The following is a 13,661-nucleotide window of genomic DNA, read 5'->3' as shown; positions in this document are numbered from 1 at the left end:
AAAACTCGGCGGCCAAAAGCCTTTCTCAGCCATCACTCTAGACAGAGCGCCTCACAGAGCGCGTCGAACCCCGACTCGCGGTGGAGGCGTCGCTGCCGCGCCGCGCCGCTCTCCGTATCGAGGAGTCGACGCAGCGCGTCGGTCGCGAGCCGATCGGTTTCGGCCGCGACGAACTCTTCGACCGTGATCGTGTCCTCGCAGTCGCGCGTGATGAACGCCGCGTCCCGGCCGTAGCGCATCGCGTGCCACTTGTTCGCGTCGAGGATCTCTCGACGGACGTCCGTCCCCGACTCGCCGTCCTCGTAGCGCGCGGCGAGGTCCTCGACCAAGGCGTGGACGTACTCGACGAACGCGGCCGTGGCGGCGGGATCGGTCTGGGCGTCCGGCGTCCGAACCTCGACGGTCCCGTGGCCGGTGTGGGGCCGGACGTCGTACCAGAGCTCGCCGCGGTCCTCGATCGAGCCGAGTTCGACCATCCGGCGCTCGAAGCGCTCGTAGGCCGCGAAGTCCGCAAAGTGCGTCGGCATTCCCGTGTTGGGAAGCGCCTCGAAGATCTTGGCCCGAGCGGAGGAGAGCCCCGTGTCGAACCCGCACCAGAACGGGGAGTTCGCCGACAGCGCGAGCAGTGGCGGGAGGTACCACCGGAGCTCGTTCGCGATCCAGGTCGCCTTGTCGGCGCCGTCGACGCCGACGTGAACGTGGAGGCCCGAGGTCGTGTTCCGGTGCTGGGGGTACTGAATCCGGTCCAGTTGCGACTGATAGCGCGGCTTCGTCGCGTGGTCGAGTTCGTACCACTCGGCCGTCGGGTGGAGACCGGCCGCCGCGATCCGGTACCCGTGTTCGGCCGCGTGGTCGACGAGCGCCTCCCGAACGTCGCGTACCACCGCTTCGACGCCGCCGACCTCCTCGATTAACGGCGTCTGCGTCTCGATCGTGAACTGGAACAGTTCGTGGTCGATTCGATCCTCGAGGATCCCCGTCGGTGGGTGATCGTAGACGAGATCAGAGATACCCGACGTCGGGCGGCCCCGTTCGTCGACGATGTAGAACTCCTCCTCGACGCCGAGGGTACCCATCCGGTCGAAGGCGTCCGCCGACCCTAGCTCCATCGCCCCGTGGTTTGCGGCGGCCGATTAAATATGTCGCGGGCCGCGGCGAACGCGTCGCCCAGCCGGGGTCGCGGAGGCCGGCTCACCGTTCGGCCGCCATCTCGCTCCGCGGCTCGGCGACGACCGCGAGGTGGTCGTCGTGGAAGCGGTCCAGCCGTTGGGTTTCGAGGATCTCATAGCCCTCCCGGAGTGCTTCGAGGGTGTTCTCGAAGACCGTCTCCGGATCGTCGAGGACGTCTTCACTCCGCGCTTTGATCGCCGCGAGCAGTCGGCCGTCCGAGGCGAGGAACTGTCGGTTCCGAAGCGCGACCCTTGCCTGTCCGCGGGTCGCGACGTCCTGGACGATGCAGTCGAGGTCGGCCTCCACGACGTGGGCGTAGGTTCTGGGCTCGCGGGCGTCCTTCAGGAGGGGGAAGAGGTTCGGTCGCGACTCCGCGACCGAGAGGAGATCACGGGTCGGCCGCGGCGCGAACTCGACGGCGTACGTCGGCCCAGCGAAGTCCGCGACGTGCGAGACGGTCGTCCCCGAGGCCGCCCCGAGATAGAGGACCCCTTCGCCGCCAACGAGACCGACGTCCATCCCCAGTTCCAGCATCGCGCCGAGCTTCGAGCGACCCGCGTCCCACGCCCGCCAGCCGTCCGCATCCTGCGGCTCGCCGTACACGGGGTCGCCCCGAGTTGCGAGTCGGCCTCTCCCGTCGAACCGTCGCCGTTCGACGCCTGTCGGAAGATCGAGGCTCATTCGCCGACCTCCCGTTCGCGGATCGCTCGTATCCGTTCGTTGAGGTCGTCGTGGACGGACTGCTTGTACTCGCCGGAGTAGTGATCGATTCGGGCCGCGATCGCGAGTTTCCCGGCGAACGCCCGCGCGGCCGACCCACGGTTGTCCGGATGGGTCCCGCGGACGTACTCGTGCGTGAAGATGACCCCGTGTTTGGGCGAAGACCCGCGTCCGCGGAGGTGGGCGAAGAGCGCGTCCTCCGCGCCCAACACCTGCACCGTCCCGGCGGGCTTCTTCGCCAGCGACTCCAGTCCACCGGCGAGCGAGAGCAGCCGCGCGGCGAGGACCGGGCCGGCCATCGCGGCGAGGTTCGGGGCCACCTCCGGCGCGTGCGACTCGACGAACGACCGGAGCTCCGCGCGCTCGTCGTCGAGGTCGACGACCCGCCGAGCGAGCGAGACGACCCGCTCTTCGGCCGGCGACTGCGGCGTCCACTCGGTGACTGCGCGCGCCCCGTCGATGCCGCCGAGGGCGTCGGTGGATCGAGTCCCGTTGTCCGAACCGGATCGTTCCGCGAGCGATCCGGCCCACTCCGCGAGTCGTTCGGCGAGTTCGTTCGCGGTTCGTTCCGTGTCGTCCATCGCTCTGATCGCGTGGGTGAGTTGCTGGTCGTCCGCCCGCTCGCGAGATCGGACGGCTTCGCGAGTCGCAACGAGCGTCGCCTCGTGGAGGGCCTCGTAGTAGTCGTCTTCGTCGGTTGCGAAGCCCGATTGGACGGCTCGTGTTGGCCAATGCTCGGGTCGGTCGGCTTCCCCTTCGGAGATCGCGGTGGTCGCCGCTTCGAGATCTCCCGGATCGAGGTCTGAGAACCATCCCGTTTGTTCGGGACTTGAGCCGCTCATAAGATCCCTTGAAGATGGACCCGTATATGTATTCGCGAACGGAGTTGTCCCCGTTGGAGTCAGTCTGTACGCGATCTACGGCTCTTCCGACACAGCGGACTCGCAGCCCGTTCAGTCCGTCGAATTACCCGCGTACAGGATTCATATGCGAGATACAGAAGCGGCGGTCAGCAGACGGCGAACGGGCAACTGTCCGGTCCAACCCGTTACTGTTTAGCGAGGGAGGAGAATCGTCAGGAACGGTGCGGAAAAGACCCTGCAAACGACCGGGTGGCTGCCGGAGAGACGGAAACAGCCCGTCTCAACCGAGGTGCGTCCACCGCCTGTAGAGACCGATACCGAAGACGAGCAGGAGTGCACCAACCACGACTTGTCGGCCGACGGTTCCTATGTCGCCACTCGCGGCCGCGACGATTCCGCGGATGGTCATAACGGCCGTGAGTACGAGCACGAGTACGAGAACGGCGTGACGTGTGTCCATACGTAGCGTTCGGCGAGCAACCGGCTAAACCGCGTTGTTGGCACGCGACAACGCTCGTGTCCACTCGTGTGGCCTCTCGACGTCGATACTTCGTCGGGTTTCGTGACCGGGGAGATGGAACGGAATCGTCGTTGTCACACGACAAAGTGGGGGTTAATTTGTCCCGGTCCGTAGTCCGACGTGTTCGCCCGATCGCCGTCTTCGCCGCCCACCAACAATGATCGATCCAGTTATCGCAAGCCGGCTTCAGTTCGCCCTCACGACCATCGTGCACATCATCTTCCCGGTGATGAGTATGGGCTTGGCCCCGTTCATCGTCTTTTTCACCTGGAAGGACATCCGGACCGGAAAGCCGATTTACGAGCGTCTACGGCGCTTCTGGACGAAGATATTCGCCATCTCGTTCGTCGTCGGCACGGTCACGGGCATCGTCCTCGAGTTCGAGTTCGGGACCAACTTCGCGGCGTTCTCGACGGCCGCCGGCGAGCTGTTCGGCGGCCCGCTCGCCGTCGAGGGGATGATGGCGTTCATGCTGGAGGCGACGTTCCTGGGGGTGTTCGTCTTCGGCCGGGAGAAGGTCGGGGACGCCCTCTATATGATATCCGCCGTCGCGGTCGGCCTGGGGACGTGGCTGTCGGCCGTGTGGATCCTCATCGCCAACTCGTGGATGCAGACGCCGCGGGGGTACGAACTCGTCACGGAGAACGGACAGCAGGTCGTCCACCTCGTCGATCCGGTGGCGGCGTATCTCAACCCGCGGTTCGGCTATATGTTCGTCCATATGCAGAACGCGGCCGTCGAGTCGGTCGCGCTGTTCATGGCCGGCGTCGCGGCCTACTACGTCTTCCGGCACCACGTGTGGGGATATCAGGTCGAGGACGTCGACTTCTGGGAGACGACGCTCAAGATCGCGCTCGTCGGATTGCTCCTCACGGCACCCCTGCAGGTCCTCCACGGCGATATGTACGGTCGGCACGTCGCCGAGACGCAACCGCAGAAGTTCGCCGCGATGGAGGCCGTCTGGGAGACCGACTCCTACGTCCCGGAGTACATCATCGCGGTCCCGACCGACCTCGGTGACATCACGAACCCGAGAGCCAAGGAACTGTTCGGGATCGGGATCCCCGGTGGCGCGTCGTGGCTCGCTAGCGGGGGTGATCCGACCGCCGAAATACGCGGCCTGAACTCGTTCGAGACCGAGGCCCCACCGGTCGCGATCGTGTTCTGGGCCTTCCGCGCGATGGTCGGTCTCGGGTTCTGGTTCGTCCTGCTGGCGTTCTGGGGCGGCTACCGCTGGTACTCCGGGGAACTGTTCGAGGACGGCCTCTTACACAAGGCGCTGATGGCGTCGTCACTACTGGGGATCCTCGCCACCGAACTGGGGTGGATCGTCACCGAGGTCGGCCGGCAGCCGTGGGTCATCCAGGGGGTGATGCGGACGAGCGAGGGCGTTTCGCCGGGGTTGACCGGCACCGAAGCGACGCTCACGCTCGGCGGGTTCGCGGTGGTGTACCTCGGCTTGCTCGCGCTGTACACCTACGTCGTGGCGCGAATCATCCGGAGCGGGCCGCCACCGCTCGAGGCGCTCCGATCGAGCACGCCGCCGACGGGGGAGGTCGCGTCTTCGGGGGTGACGAACGATGACTAGTCTCGTCGCACTCGGAGGCGGACCGCTGTTCGGGCTCCCACTGCCGGAGCTGTGGTTCGCGCTGCTGTTCGTGATGCTCGGCACGTTCCTGTTCCTCGACGGGTTCGACTTCGGCGCCGGCGCGATATTCGCCGCGCTCGACGACGACACCGAGCGTGAAGCGGTACTCGCGGCCATCGGTCCGTTCTGGGACGGGAACGAAGTGTGGCTCGTGGTGTTCGGCGGGGCGCTTTTCGCTTCGTTTCCCTCGGTGTACGCCGACCTCTTCAGCCGGCACTATCTCCTGATGTTCGGCATCCTGGGGGCTCTCATATTACGTGGCCTCGCCCCCGAGATGTACGAACAGCGCCACGATCCGACGTGGCAGCGCTGGTGGGGGCGTTCGTTCGTCGCCGGGAGCGTCCTCGCCCCGTTCCTGCTCGGCGTGTTCGCCGGAAACTGGCTCGCCGGGAGCGCCCGCTCGCTCACTCTCGTCGGCGTTGTCGTCGGCGTGGCGGTCACGCTCCTGACCGTCGTCTCCGGTGCCGCGTTCCTCCGGTTGAAGGCCGGCCGACGCCTGCCCGAGAGAGTCGTTCAGTACGGTATCGCGGCGGCGGTCGGCTATCTCCTCGCGGTGGTGGCGACGCTCGCGCTGCTCGCCGTCCGACTCCCGAACGGACCCGACGCGCTTGTGACGCCCTCCGTCGTCGCCCTGGTACTCGCCGCTGTCGGCCTCGCCGTCGGGTACGTCGTCGCGCTCCGCCGCGGCGCGAACCTGGCCGCGCTCGGTTCGGCCGCCGGCCTCACCTACGGGCTGGTCTCCGTGGTCGCACTCGTTATGTACCCGGCGATCGATCCCGCGACCGGCGCGACGATTCGCGAAGCGATCGTCTCGACGCTCCCCCTGAATCTCATGTCGATCGGCGCGGCGCTGTTGCTACCGCTGGTCACGGCGTACTTCGTCGTGCTCTACTCGGCCTTTAGCGGCCCGATATCGGCGGAGGAGGCGTACTGAGGATGACGGAGCAGACGTCGTCAACCGAGACGGACACCCGCGTGCGGTTAGCCTCTCGCATCATCGTCACTTGGGTCGAACTCGTTGCCGTCGGGTTCGCGGGCGCACTGTTCGGAGAGGTCGTGTCCGGGCCGCCGCAGTTGATCGGCTATCTACTGACGGTGCTCGCGCTCGTGGGGGTCTTCATGTACAACGTCGACCGACTGGTCGTCGACCGGATCCCCGATGTGCGGTGACACCTGCCTGCCGGGGCCTTCCGACGGGAGTGTTCACCCGGGACGCGACCGCCGCCGCGTCGGTGTTGCAAGTCGATCAGAGACGGAGACCGACGCCGGAGGCCGTCACGAACGTCGAGCCGATCAACTCGGTCGGCGTGGAACCCGGTCCAGTCCCTCGCTCCGTCTGCTGGCGACGCCGAACAGAATAACCGCGCTCGGCACGAACAACAAGGCACCCAGCGCCGTCACGATGTCGTCGTACAGTACTCCGTATCCGACTCCGGCGGTCGCGATCGCGAGCGCGACGGCCGCCGGGAGGCAGAGTCGACACCGGAGTGCCGCCACGATTCGACGCCTGATCACACCGAGTACGCGCATACACGAGACGCTATGCACCGAACGGACATACGCTTCAACTTGGCGTAGTACAAGTCCTGAGAGCACAGCAATCGGCGACGTCGGTACCGGCGTCTCTCCGCCTCACAGCCACAGATATGTACGATTTTAGCTTCACGATCACCTACGACGTCGGTGCCGACGAGTACACGGATCAGTTCATCGATCGCGAGTCGCTCCGATCCGAGGCGCTCTACGCGTGTCTGGATCCCTCGAAGATGTGGGTCTTGGAGTTGGTCACCGGCGATCCGGAGGATCTGGCGGCGGTCGACGAGCTGTTACTCGACGAATCGCTCGATCGGTACTCCGTCAGCGGACGGTCCTGTAAAGCGACTCGGCAAGTGAATCAAATAACCGACAGGAGCCGGCAGCGGATGACGTACACCTACGTCTCCGACGTGTCGTACTGTGACGCCATCCCGCTCATCGCCGTCAAGTACTTCTCCGACGGCGTGCTGTTCAGGCGGACTCGCTCCGGAGAAACGGCCCAGTGGCACGTCCTCGTCCAGGACGACGAGAACGTCGGGATGCTGTACGACACGGTGAGCGGACGACTCGCAGACGGGCTCCAGTTCTCGTTCGATCACCTGACCGAACTCGAACAGTGGGAGAGTCGGCTGCTGTCCCCGAGCGGGATCCGCGCCGAACAGCGGGAGGTACTGACCGCGGCGGTGAACCGCGGCTACTTCGAGACGCCCCGAGAAATCACGTTGGACGAACTCGCCACCGAATTGGGGCTCCCGCGATCGACGGTGTCGTACCGGCTCCGACGCGCGACCGCCGAGCTCGCAAAAGCCTTTGTCGATCAAGAATTATGATGCTCAATACGAACAGATCAGCCTCAGAGACCGCGCCAACGAGAGGAGCAGTATGACTGCATCCCCGTACCCCGAGTCCGTGTTAGTTTCTCCCGACTGGGTCGTAGACAGACTTGACCGATTCGAATCCGACGACCCCGGGTACCGACTGCTGGAAGTCGACGTCAACACGGCGTTCTACGATGCCGGGCACGTCCCAGGGGCTGTGAAGATCGACTGGGAGACGGATCTCCGATCGGAGGAGCGTCACGACATCGTCGGCCCCGACGAACTCGAACAACTCCTGGGGGCCTGCGGTATCACCGACGAGACGACGGTTGTCGTCTACGGCGACGACTCGAACTGGTTCGCCGCGCACATGTACTGGCAGCTCACGTACTACGGCCACCCCGACGTCAGAGTTATGGACGGTGGCCGCGGCTACTGGGTCGACCACGAGTACCCGCTGTCGACAGCGTCGGTCAGCCCTCCGACGGTGCAGTACGGAAAACCGCTGTCGCCGCCGGCCGATCCCTCCATCAGGGCCTCTCGGGAGGACGTACTGGACGCAATCGGGACGGAGACGGTGTTCGTCGACGTTCGGCTCCCCGAGGAGTACCGGGGAGAGATAACGGCCCCGCCGGGGATGAACGAGACCGCGATGCGCGGTGGACACCTTCCCGGCGCGAAGAACGTGTTCTGGGCCGATAACGTCCGGCCCGATATGCGTTTCAAACCCCCGTCAGCGCTTCGGGACGTGTACCGCTCACACGGCGTCGAGCCGAGCGACGATATCATCGTGTACTGCCGCATCGGCGAGCGGTCGTCGCTCACGTGGTTCGCGCTCTCGGAGCTCCTCGGCTACGAGTCGGTCCGCAATTACGACGGCTCCTGGACCGAGTGGGGCAATATGATCGGGACGCCGATCGAGACCGGTGAGTGATGCCGTCGCTCGCAGATGCGCTCGTCGACGGGATCCGCTGACCGCTGTTTTTGTACCACCACCTCGGAGAGAGAACGCGTGTTCGGGGGGAAGCCGATACCACGAAACCGCGGCAAAAACGCCGAGAGACGCAGGTACCGTCAGCTGAGGGATACGGTTGTCGAGTGACAAACGAACGGTGATGCCTCTTCCGGCGGTACGTCCTGTTGCAATGTCCGACGAGAAAGAGCACGCGAGTAGCGGTGTCGAGCCGGGCGATACGAGCAAACGAGTCGGTATGGAGGTCATCCGCGAGCGGGGCGTCGACCCCGAGGAACTCCGCGAGAAACTCGTCGACGCGATCGGCGCGGAGTTCACGACGTACTACTACTACACGAACCTGCGGATGCACCTCGCCGGTGAGGAGGACTACAAGGAGATCACCGAGGACGCGCGACTCGAGGACCGGGCGCACTTCGAGTTGGTCGTCCCGCGCGTGTACGAACTCGAGGGATCGCTGCCGAACGACATCCGCGAGTTCGCAGACCGCGCGTCCTGTCCCGACGCGGAGGTGCCGACGCCGATGGACGACGACGGCGGCTTCGATACCGAGGATCTCGAAGTCGAGGACATTCTCGAGGTCCTCCTGGAGGCCGAGCGCTGTGCGATCCGGACCTGGTCGGAGATCTGTGATATGACTCGAGGTGCGGACCCGCGGACCTACGATATGGCACAGCGTATCCTCAACGAGGAGATCGACCACGAGGCCTGGTTCATCGAACTCCTCTCGAAGGAGCGCGACGGCGAGATCAACCCGGCCGGTCACTTCGCCCGCGGCGAACCCGGCGACGCGCCGTATTCGACGAACAACCGGTTCAACGACTCGGCCTGAGCGGGAATGACCGGACCCACGGGCTCCCGTCCGGTATGACGCGACGAGCGAACGCCACGTGGACTGTCACCGTCGTCGTGCCGGACGAGTCGTCCCTGGACGCGGCCGGCGAAACCGTCGAACTCGAGGTGGCCGAACACGAGACGATACTCGCGGCCGCGCGTTCGGCGGGGGTGTGGCTCCCGGCCGACTGCCAGCAGGGCTGGTGTATCACCTGTGCCGCCCGACTCGTCGAGGGCGACGTCGTCCATCCCAGCGCTCGTCGGTACGACGACGGCGACCGCGAGGCCGGCTTCGTGCTCACCTGCACGGCGAAGCCCCGGGCCGATACGACCGTCGTCGTCGATCAGTACGACGACCTCCTCGAACACCGCGCCGATCGCGGCAAACCCCCCGGAAACGCTAAACTGGGAGACTGATGGGGGTCGGTCGTGGTCTCGTACCGTCGATCGCTCCTTCGGCACCGTGACTGTCGGTGAATAGTTACAACCGACCGTCCGATCGGGGCCGTCGCGGTCGTCGCCTCCGGCAGTAGCGGACCCTGATCGGATCGTTTTCAGGGTTCGATTGCGTCTGGTATTCAACGCCGCCCATAGAGAGGCGACACCTCATACGTCGACGAATAGGTTGTGATGGAGGCGATGCAAACCTACCGGGATACGCCATCGAACGCTCCGCTCGAGCTTCTCGTCGGCCCACGGGAGAGCAGAGCGGAGGCCAAATATCGTTCCCTCGCTGCTCGGACGCGACGAAAGACGGGATACTAACTGATATAATAGTGCACTAAATAAACAATATTACGGACCTAATAGAAGATGGACGACGAAGGAAACACAGAAGCTGGGGGCGTGTCCGGCGGGCGTATCGCCGGGATCGTCACCGGATCGTTCAGCGTGGTCGTATTGCTCGCCGCGGTATCGTACGCGGTGATGGTCAGCGTCGTCAACTGGGTGACGGTCGGTCTCCTCTCGTATCCCGTGGGCGGCGTCGCACCGTTCGTGGTGATAACAGGCGCTATCCTGACGATACCTATCGTCGTTCCGACCGTCCTCGTGTCGGTCCGGATGGCAACGTAGCCCGGCGGTCCCGTCCCAGTCGGGGGACCGTGAGATGTCGTCGTCGCGAAGCAAAGTATTAGTGTCGTCACGGGGGGAGTATCATCCGAACGAAACGATGCGAGGGTGTCGGAGTGTGGTGGGCTGAACCGTGAACGACGACACAGTCGTCGCGGACGACGCGGCCGCCACTGACGAGAGGGCCACGACCGACGGGACTGTCGATTCGCTCTGGGAGTGGGACGTCGACCGCCCCGAGCGGAGTCCGGCCCACTTTCACGAGTTCTGCTCGTTGAATCCGCTGGATACGACGGACGAACTGCCCTTTATGTTCGACTTCGGCGACGAAGGGGACAGATCCGCCTGGGCGTGGCACGTCGGACGAGCGCTGACGTACGCGCTGCGACACGCACCGCTGGTCGTCACCGCCGTAGTCCTGCTGTTGCTCAGTCAAGCGGCGCTCACCGACCTGGGCGGAGTCGAACAGCTCTTTCCCGGCCGGATCGGAGTCGTGACGGTCGCCGTCGGCGGGCTCGGGGCGCTCTGGTTGGGCATCGTCGCCCTCGTCGCGTTCATTTTCAGCTCGGCGGACGGCGACGACAGGCTTCGGGGAATCACGGTCGAACTCCTACACGCGGGTCTCGTCTACGGGGTTCTGACGCTGTTGCTCGTCGGTGCCGTCTGGAGCGCCTGGACGGTGTACTACCGACCGCCCGACGCGTTGGAGCCGAACGTGGTCTACAGCTTCGGGTTTCTCCTCTTGATCTACGTCGGCGGGCCGCTGGTGTACGACGGGATGCGCCGGACCGAGAGTCTCTTCACCGACCTTCACCGATCGGACCTGTTCAGGACTGACGCGACGAAGAAAGCCTACAGGGAGGAGTTCCTCAGGCGCTTCCGAGAAGCGTTCGGCCTCACCATTTGGGGCGTGCCCGCGGTACTGCTCGTTTCGGTCCTGTTCGTCGTCCAGTTCGTCGGGATCTGGACCGTGAGCCGGGGACCGTTCGTGCTCGACACGCCGACGACGCTGCTCGTCGTGACCGCCGTCGACGTCGTCATCGTCGTGGTCGCGGTGCAGTTCGTCTTACTCGTCCGGTTTCTCAACGAGTTGCTCGGTGACGACGGGATCACCCTCCGATACATCCCGGGCCACGAGGACGACGCGGGGGGGTTCCGCGACTTCGGCCGGTTCGCGACGCGGGTCAACTCGCTCCTGGTGTTGGCCGGCGTGTACCTGGCGTACCGGCTTCACGTGCAGGGGTCGCGGGACCCGCTGAGTCCGAACACGGCCGCGTCACTGACGGCCTGGGACCCGGTCATCTGGGCGGTGAGCTACGCCGTCCCCGTGGCGGTCTACGGCGCCGTGATCGCCATCTGGCTGTACTTCTCGTTCTGGCAGATCCACCGGAAGATGGTCCGGGACAAGCGGCGGGAGATCCAGCGCGAGCGATCGCCAGAGGGGCGCTCCCGCGAGGACATCGAGACCCTCCAGACCTACCGGGACGCCCCGGAGTGGCCGATCAACGATCGGTTGCTCGTCACCGTGTTCTCGATCGACGTCCTCTCTGTCCTCCTCTCGCTGCTGTCGCTGACGTGATTCTCCTCGACGGTCAGAGCAGTTCGCGCGTCGCACCGTAGTGGGCGATCACGTACCCGCCGAGGAACAGCGCGCCGCCGAGGTTGGTGAGCACGTGATCGCCGCGGTTGATGTAGACCGCGCCGATGACCATCCCCGAGATGAGGACGCCGACGCCGAGGACGACCGCGCCGTACTGCCAGGCCGCCTCCAGGTCGAGCGCCTCGCGTCCGCCGAGGCCGTCGGTGGATCGGGACTCGCTGTCCAGCAGCCGTCCGGTGACCGCGTAGTGCGCCGCGAGATAGCCGAACCACGCGGCCGCCGCGGCCGCGACGACGAGAGCAGTGCGGCCCTCGGAGGCCCAGATGAACCCCGAAGAGAGGCCGACGGACGTCGCCGCCAGTCCGAGCAGGAATCCGGCGTGCCGGCGATCGAGGGGAACTGTCGATGTCATATTTAAAACAGACTCTGGTGGATGACGACGTGGGTCCAGGCGTAGCCGCCGACGCTGTAGACGCCGGCCCGAACGGCGCCCGCGACGCTGGGGTCGACGACGGTCAGGGAGAACTGCGTCACCCCCGCGGCGATCCCGAAGATCCCGACGAGCCCGAGCCCGCCGCGGATCAGCGGGTGCTCCGTTCGAACCGACGATTCGACGCCGCCGAGCGCGTACTCGAACGGCGAGAGGACGGCCCACCCGTCGCGCGCGACGAAGTAGCCCGCGACGAACAGGCAGAACCCGACGAAGACGACCGGGACGTCGCCCCTGAACGAGTAGAGACCGGCGACGCTCGACCCCGCCACGACGAGCGCGCTTCCGGCGACGACGGGTGCCCACCTCCGCTGCATACTGTTCGTCGGTCGATTTCTGTCGGCCCACATAAACCTCCGGATGCCGGATCGAAAGACGGGTGGGTCGTTCGACGCGCCGGCTCCGAAACGTGCGATGAGTCGGTTTCGAGGTGTGCGACGAGTCGGCTCCGAAGTGTGCGACGAGTCGGTTGCGAGGGTGCTACAACGCGGTCCCGGTCAACAGCCAGTGACCGGAGGCGTACCCCCCGACGAACGCGGTGGCCGCCGCGCCCAGGAGGAGAACCGAGTCGGCGACGAGCGCGTGGATGCCGACCGGGAACGCGAGCGCCATACAGAGGCCGGCGGCGACGACGCCGAGGCGCTTCGTCCGCGACGCCGGGACGTTCGGGTCCTCGCCGGTCCCGGGCGCGTCGACGAAGCGGCCCGTCGCCCCGCGGTGGGCGAACAGGTACCCGCTCCAGGAGAGCGCGACGGCGAGGAACACGTCGGGAGACGACCACCCCCGGGCCGACCCCCAGACGGCGGCGGTGAGCCCGACGACTGCCGCGAGGAGGCCGCCGAGGAATTCGATCGAGGAGTGTCGTCGGCTCATCTCACAGCACCTCGTCGTTCGCGACCCGGTGGCCGATGACGTACCCGAGGACGACCGAGACGCCCGAGAGGAGCATCGGCGTCGTCTCCGCCGTCTGGACGGCGCGTCCCATAAGCACGAACCCGTACGCGGCCAGGAGCACCGACGCCGCGAGCCCGCCCCCCTGCGTGAGGAGGTCCGCGAGCCCGTCAGACGTGTCCCGCAGTGTGCGGATCGCGGGCCAGCCGTGGACGCCGTACTGCATCGCGCGGTATCCGACGACGAAGAGCGCGAAGCCGGCGACGACGCGCCACAGGCGTCCGGCGAACGCGTTCACACCGACGAGCGTGAGCCCCGCACAGAGCACGAGGCTGCCGACGACCACCCAGGCGCTCCGTCCGACGTTCATAGCGCTGACGTCCGTATCGCCGTCACGAGAGATATTAAGCGCCCCGGAGAGGTTCCAGAAGTGCGAGTGGCCGACGTTGCTCCCGTCGCGCGTGACGGCGGACGCCGCAGACGAGGAATTCCCGCGGGTCGACGGGAACGACCCCGACCCACGAATT

The 13,661-nt window shown here is 65.9% G+C and carries 18 protein-coding genes; 9 read left to right on the top strand and 9 right to left on the bottom strand.

Annotation, left to right across the window (positions count from 1 at the left end; genetic code table 11):
* Positions 1-32 precede the first annotated feature (32 nt).
* The 4 genes from NO876_RS09590 to NO876_RS09575 form a co-directional block, all read right to left on the bottom strand.
* Entirely contained in the window at positions 33-1,109 is a 1,077-nt protein-coding gene (locus tag NO876_RS09590) for a glutamate--cysteine ligase (RefSeq protein ID WP_256421455.1), read from the bottom strand.
* Positions 1,110-1,191: 82 nt separating this feature from the next.
* Complete coding sequence (locus NO876_RS09585; RefSeq protein WP_256421454.1) at positions 1,192-1,851, bottom strand: fibrillarin-like rRNA/tRNA 2'-O-methyltransferase; 660 nt, start codon at positions 1,849-1,851, stop codon at positions 1,192-1,194.
* Positions 1,848-2,732, bottom strand: a complete 885-nt coding sequence (locus tag NO876_RS09580; RefSeq protein WP_256421453.1) for an NOP5/NOP56 family protein — start codon at positions 2,730-2,732, stop codon at positions 1,848-1,850. Before NO876_RS09580 ends, NO876_RS09585 begins: the two co-directional genes overlap by 4 nt.
* 301 nt (positions 2,733-3,033) lie before the next feature.
* On the bottom strand, positions 3,034-3,213 hold the full coding sequence (locus NO876_RS09575) for a DUF8073 family membrane protein (RefSeq protein ID WP_256421452.1): 180 nt from the start codon (positions 3,211-3,213) through the stop codon (positions 3,034-3,036).
* A gap of 217 nt (positions 3,214-3,430) precedes the next feature.
* On the opposite strand from NO876_RS09575, the gene NO876_RS09570 reads away from it, so the two are divergent.
* From NO876_RS09570 to NO876_RS09560, 3 genes are read left to right on the top strand one after another with little or no spacing between them, the layout of a single operon-like run.
* A complete protein-coding gene (locus tag NO876_RS09570; protein ID WP_256421451.1) occupies positions 3,431-4,861 on the top strand; it encodes a cytochrome ubiquinol oxidase subunit I in 1,431 nt (476 codons plus the stop codon).
* Positions 4,854-5,855 carry a cytochrome d ubiquinol oxidase subunit II gene (locus NO876_RS09565; RefSeq protein WP_256421450.1) on the top strand — a complete coding sequence of 334 codons (1,002 nt, stop codon included), beginning with the start codon at positions 4,854-4,856 and terminating at the stop codon, positions 5,853-5,855. The genes NO876_RS09570 and NO876_RS09565 overlap by 8 nt, the downstream gene beginning before the upstream one ends.
* A 2-nt stretch (positions 5,856-5,857) precedes the next feature.
* Positions 5,858-6,091 carry a hypothetical protein gene (locus tag NO876_RS09560; RefSeq protein ID WP_256421449.1) on the top strand — a complete coding sequence of 78 codons (234 nt, stop codon included), beginning with the start codon at positions 5,858-5,860 and terminating at the stop codon, positions 6,089-6,091.
* 123 nt (positions 6,092-6,214) lie between these two features.
* Here the strand turns inward: NO876_RS09560 and NO876_RS09555 are convergent, their stop codons facing one another.
* Positions 6,215-6,451, bottom strand: a complete 237-nt coding sequence (locus NO876_RS09555; protein WP_256421448.1) for a hypothetical protein — start codon at positions 6,449-6,451, stop codon at positions 6,215-6,217.
* 116 nt (positions 6,452-6,567) lie between these two features.
* On the opposite strand from NO876_RS09555, the gene NO876_RS09550 reads away from it, so the two are divergent.
* The 6 genes from NO876_RS09550 to NO876_RS09525 all read left to right on the top strand — a co-directional run bounded on the left by NO876_RS09550 (position 6,568) and on the right by NO876_RS09525 (position 11,732).
* A complete protein-coding gene (locus NO876_RS09550) occupies positions 6,568-7,287 on the top strand; it encodes a helix-turn-helix domain-containing protein (protein ID WP_256421447.1) in 720 nt (239 codons plus the stop codon).
* Positions 7,288-7,339: 52 nt separating this feature from the next.
* Complete coding sequence (locus tag NO876_RS09545) at positions 7,340-8,209, top strand: sulfurtransferase (RefSeq protein WP_256421446.1); 870 nt, start codon at positions 7,340-7,342, stop codon at positions 8,207-8,209.
* Positions 8,210-8,420: 211 nt separating this feature from the next.
* The gene (dps, locus tag NO876_RS09540) at positions 8,421-9,080 is read left to right on the top strand and encodes a DNA protection during starvation protein (protein ID WP_256421445.1); all 660 of its coding nucleotides are present in this window, start codon (positions 8,421-8,423) and stop codon (positions 9,078-9,080) included.
* A gap of 35 nt (positions 9,081-9,115) precedes the next feature.
* Positions 9,116-9,499: a 2Fe-2S iron-sulfur cluster-binding protein gene (locus NO876_RS09535; protein ID WP_256421444.1), complete on the top strand. Its 384-nt coding sequence runs from the start codon at positions 9,116-9,118 to the stop codon at positions 9,497-9,499.
* Positions 9,500-9,895: 396 nt separating this feature from the next.
* Positions 9,896-10,156 carry a hypothetical protein gene (locus tag NO876_RS09530; protein ID WP_256421443.1) on the top strand — a complete coding sequence of 87 codons (261 nt, stop codon included), beginning with the start codon at positions 9,896-9,898 and terminating at the stop codon, positions 10,154-10,156.
* A gap of 130 nt (positions 10,157-10,286) precedes the next feature.
* Positions 10,287-11,732, top strand: coding sequence for a hypothetical protein (locus tag NO876_RS09525; protein ID WP_256421442.1), 1,446 nt, complete (start codon positions 10,287-10,289; stop codon positions 11,730-11,732).
* 13 nt (positions 11,733-11,745) lie between these two features.
* Here NO876_RS09525 and NO876_RS09520 read toward each other — a convergent pair whose 3' ends face one another.
* From NO876_RS09520 to NO876_RS09505, 4 genes are all read right to left on the bottom strand, one after another.
* A complete protein-coding gene (locus NO876_RS09520; RefSeq protein WP_256421441.1) occupies positions 11,746-12,165 on the bottom strand; it encodes a hypothetical protein in 420 nt (139 codons plus the stop codon).
* Positions 12,166-12,167: 2 nt separating this feature from the next.
* The gene (locus tag NO876_RS09515; RefSeq protein WP_256421440.1) at positions 12,168-12,560 is read right to left on the bottom strand and encodes a hypothetical protein; all 393 of its coding nucleotides are present in this window, start codon (positions 12,558-12,560) and stop codon (positions 12,168-12,170) included.
* Between the two features lie 163 nt (positions 12,561-12,723).
* Complete coding sequence (locus NO876_RS09510) at positions 12,724-13,116, bottom strand: hypothetical protein (RefSeq protein WP_256421439.1); 393 nt, start codon at positions 13,114-13,116, stop codon at positions 12,724-12,726.
* 1 nt (position 13,117) lies between these two features.
* Complete coding sequence (locus tag NO876_RS09505) at positions 13,118-13,504, bottom strand: hypothetical protein (RefSeq protein ID WP_256421438.1); 387 nt, start codon at positions 13,502-13,504, stop codon at positions 13,118-13,120.
* Positions 13,505-13,661 lie beyond the last annotated feature (157 nt).

It is taken from the genome of Halobellus rarus (genome assembly GCF_024494595.1).
In the GTDB taxonomy this organism is placed as follows: domain Archaea; phylum Halobacteriota; class Halobacteria; order Halobacteriales; family Haloferacaceae; genus Haloquadratum; species Haloquadratum rarum.
Note: the sequence above shows the minus strand (reverse complement) of the source record. Positions and strands in the feature narration are given on the sequence as shown.

Bases quoted from the DNA above. Each gene is read 5' to 3' on its own strand.
- NO876_RS09585 (WP_256421454.1), bottom strand. From the start codon at position 1,851: ATGAGCCTCGATCTTCCGACAGGCGTCGAACGGCGACGGTTCGACGGG.
- NO876_RS09580 (WP_256421453.1), bottom strand. From the start codon at position 2,732: ATGAGCGGCTCAAGTCCCGAACAAACGGGATGGTTCTCAGACCTCGAT.
- NO876_RS09590 (WP_256421455.1), bottom strand. From the start codon at position 1,109: ATGGAGCTAGGGTCGGCGGACGCCTTCGACCGGATGGGTACCCTCGGC.
- NO876_RS09535 (WP_256421444.1), top strand. From the start codon at position 9,116: ATGACGCGACGAGCGAACGCCACGTGGACTGTCACCGTCGTCGTGCCG.
- NO876_RS09570 (WP_256421451.1), top strand. From the start codon at position 3,431: ATGATCGATCCAGTTATCGCAAGCCGGCTTCAGTTCGCCCTCACGACC.
- NO876_RS09565 (WP_256421450.1), top strand. From the start codon at position 4,854: ATGACTAGTCTCGTCGCACTCGGAGGCGGACCGCTGTTCGGGCTCCCA.
- NO876_RS09530 (WP_256421443.1), top strand. From the start codon at position 9,896: ATGGACGACGAAGGAAACACAGAAGCTGGGGGCGTGTCCGGCGGGCGT.
- NO876_RS09515 (WP_256421440.1), bottom strand. From the start codon at position 12,560: ATGCAGCGGAGGTGGGCACCCGTCGTCGCCGGAAGCGCGCTCGTCGTG.
- NO876_RS09555 (WP_256421448.1), bottom strand. From the start codon at position 6,451: ATGCGCGTACTCGGTGTGATCAGGCGTCGAATCGTGGCGGCACTCCGG.
- NO876_RS09545 (WP_256421446.1), top strand. From the start codon at position 7,340: ATGACTGCATCCCCGTACCCCGAGTCCGTGTTAGTTTCTCCCGACTGG.
- NO876_RS09510 (WP_256421439.1), bottom strand. From the start codon at position 13,116: ATGAGCCGACGACACTCCTCGATCGAATTCCTCGGCGGCCTCCTCGCG.
- NO876_RS09560 (WP_256421449.1), top strand. From the start codon at position 5,858: ATGACGGAGCAGACGTCGTCAACCGAGACGGACACCCGCGTGCGGTTA.
- NO876_RS09550 (WP_256421447.1), top strand. From the start codon at position 6,568: ATGTACGATTTTAGCTTCACGATCACCTACGACGTCGGTGCCGACGAG.
- dps (WP_256421445.1), top strand. From the start codon at position 8,421: ATGTCCGACGAGAAAGAGCACGCGAGTAGCGGTGTCGAGCCGGGCGAT.
- NO876_RS09505 (WP_256421438.1), bottom strand. From the start codon at position 13,504: ATGAACGTCGGACGGAGCGCCTGGGTGGTCGTCGGCAGCCTCGTGCTC.
- NO876_RS09520 (WP_256421441.1), bottom strand. From the start codon at position 12,165: ATGACATCGACAGTTCCCCTCGATCGCCGGCACGCCGGATTCCTGCTC.
- NO876_RS09575 (WP_256421452.1), bottom strand. From the start codon at position 3,213: ATGGACACACGTCACGCCGTTCTCGTACTCGTGCTCGTACTCACGGCC.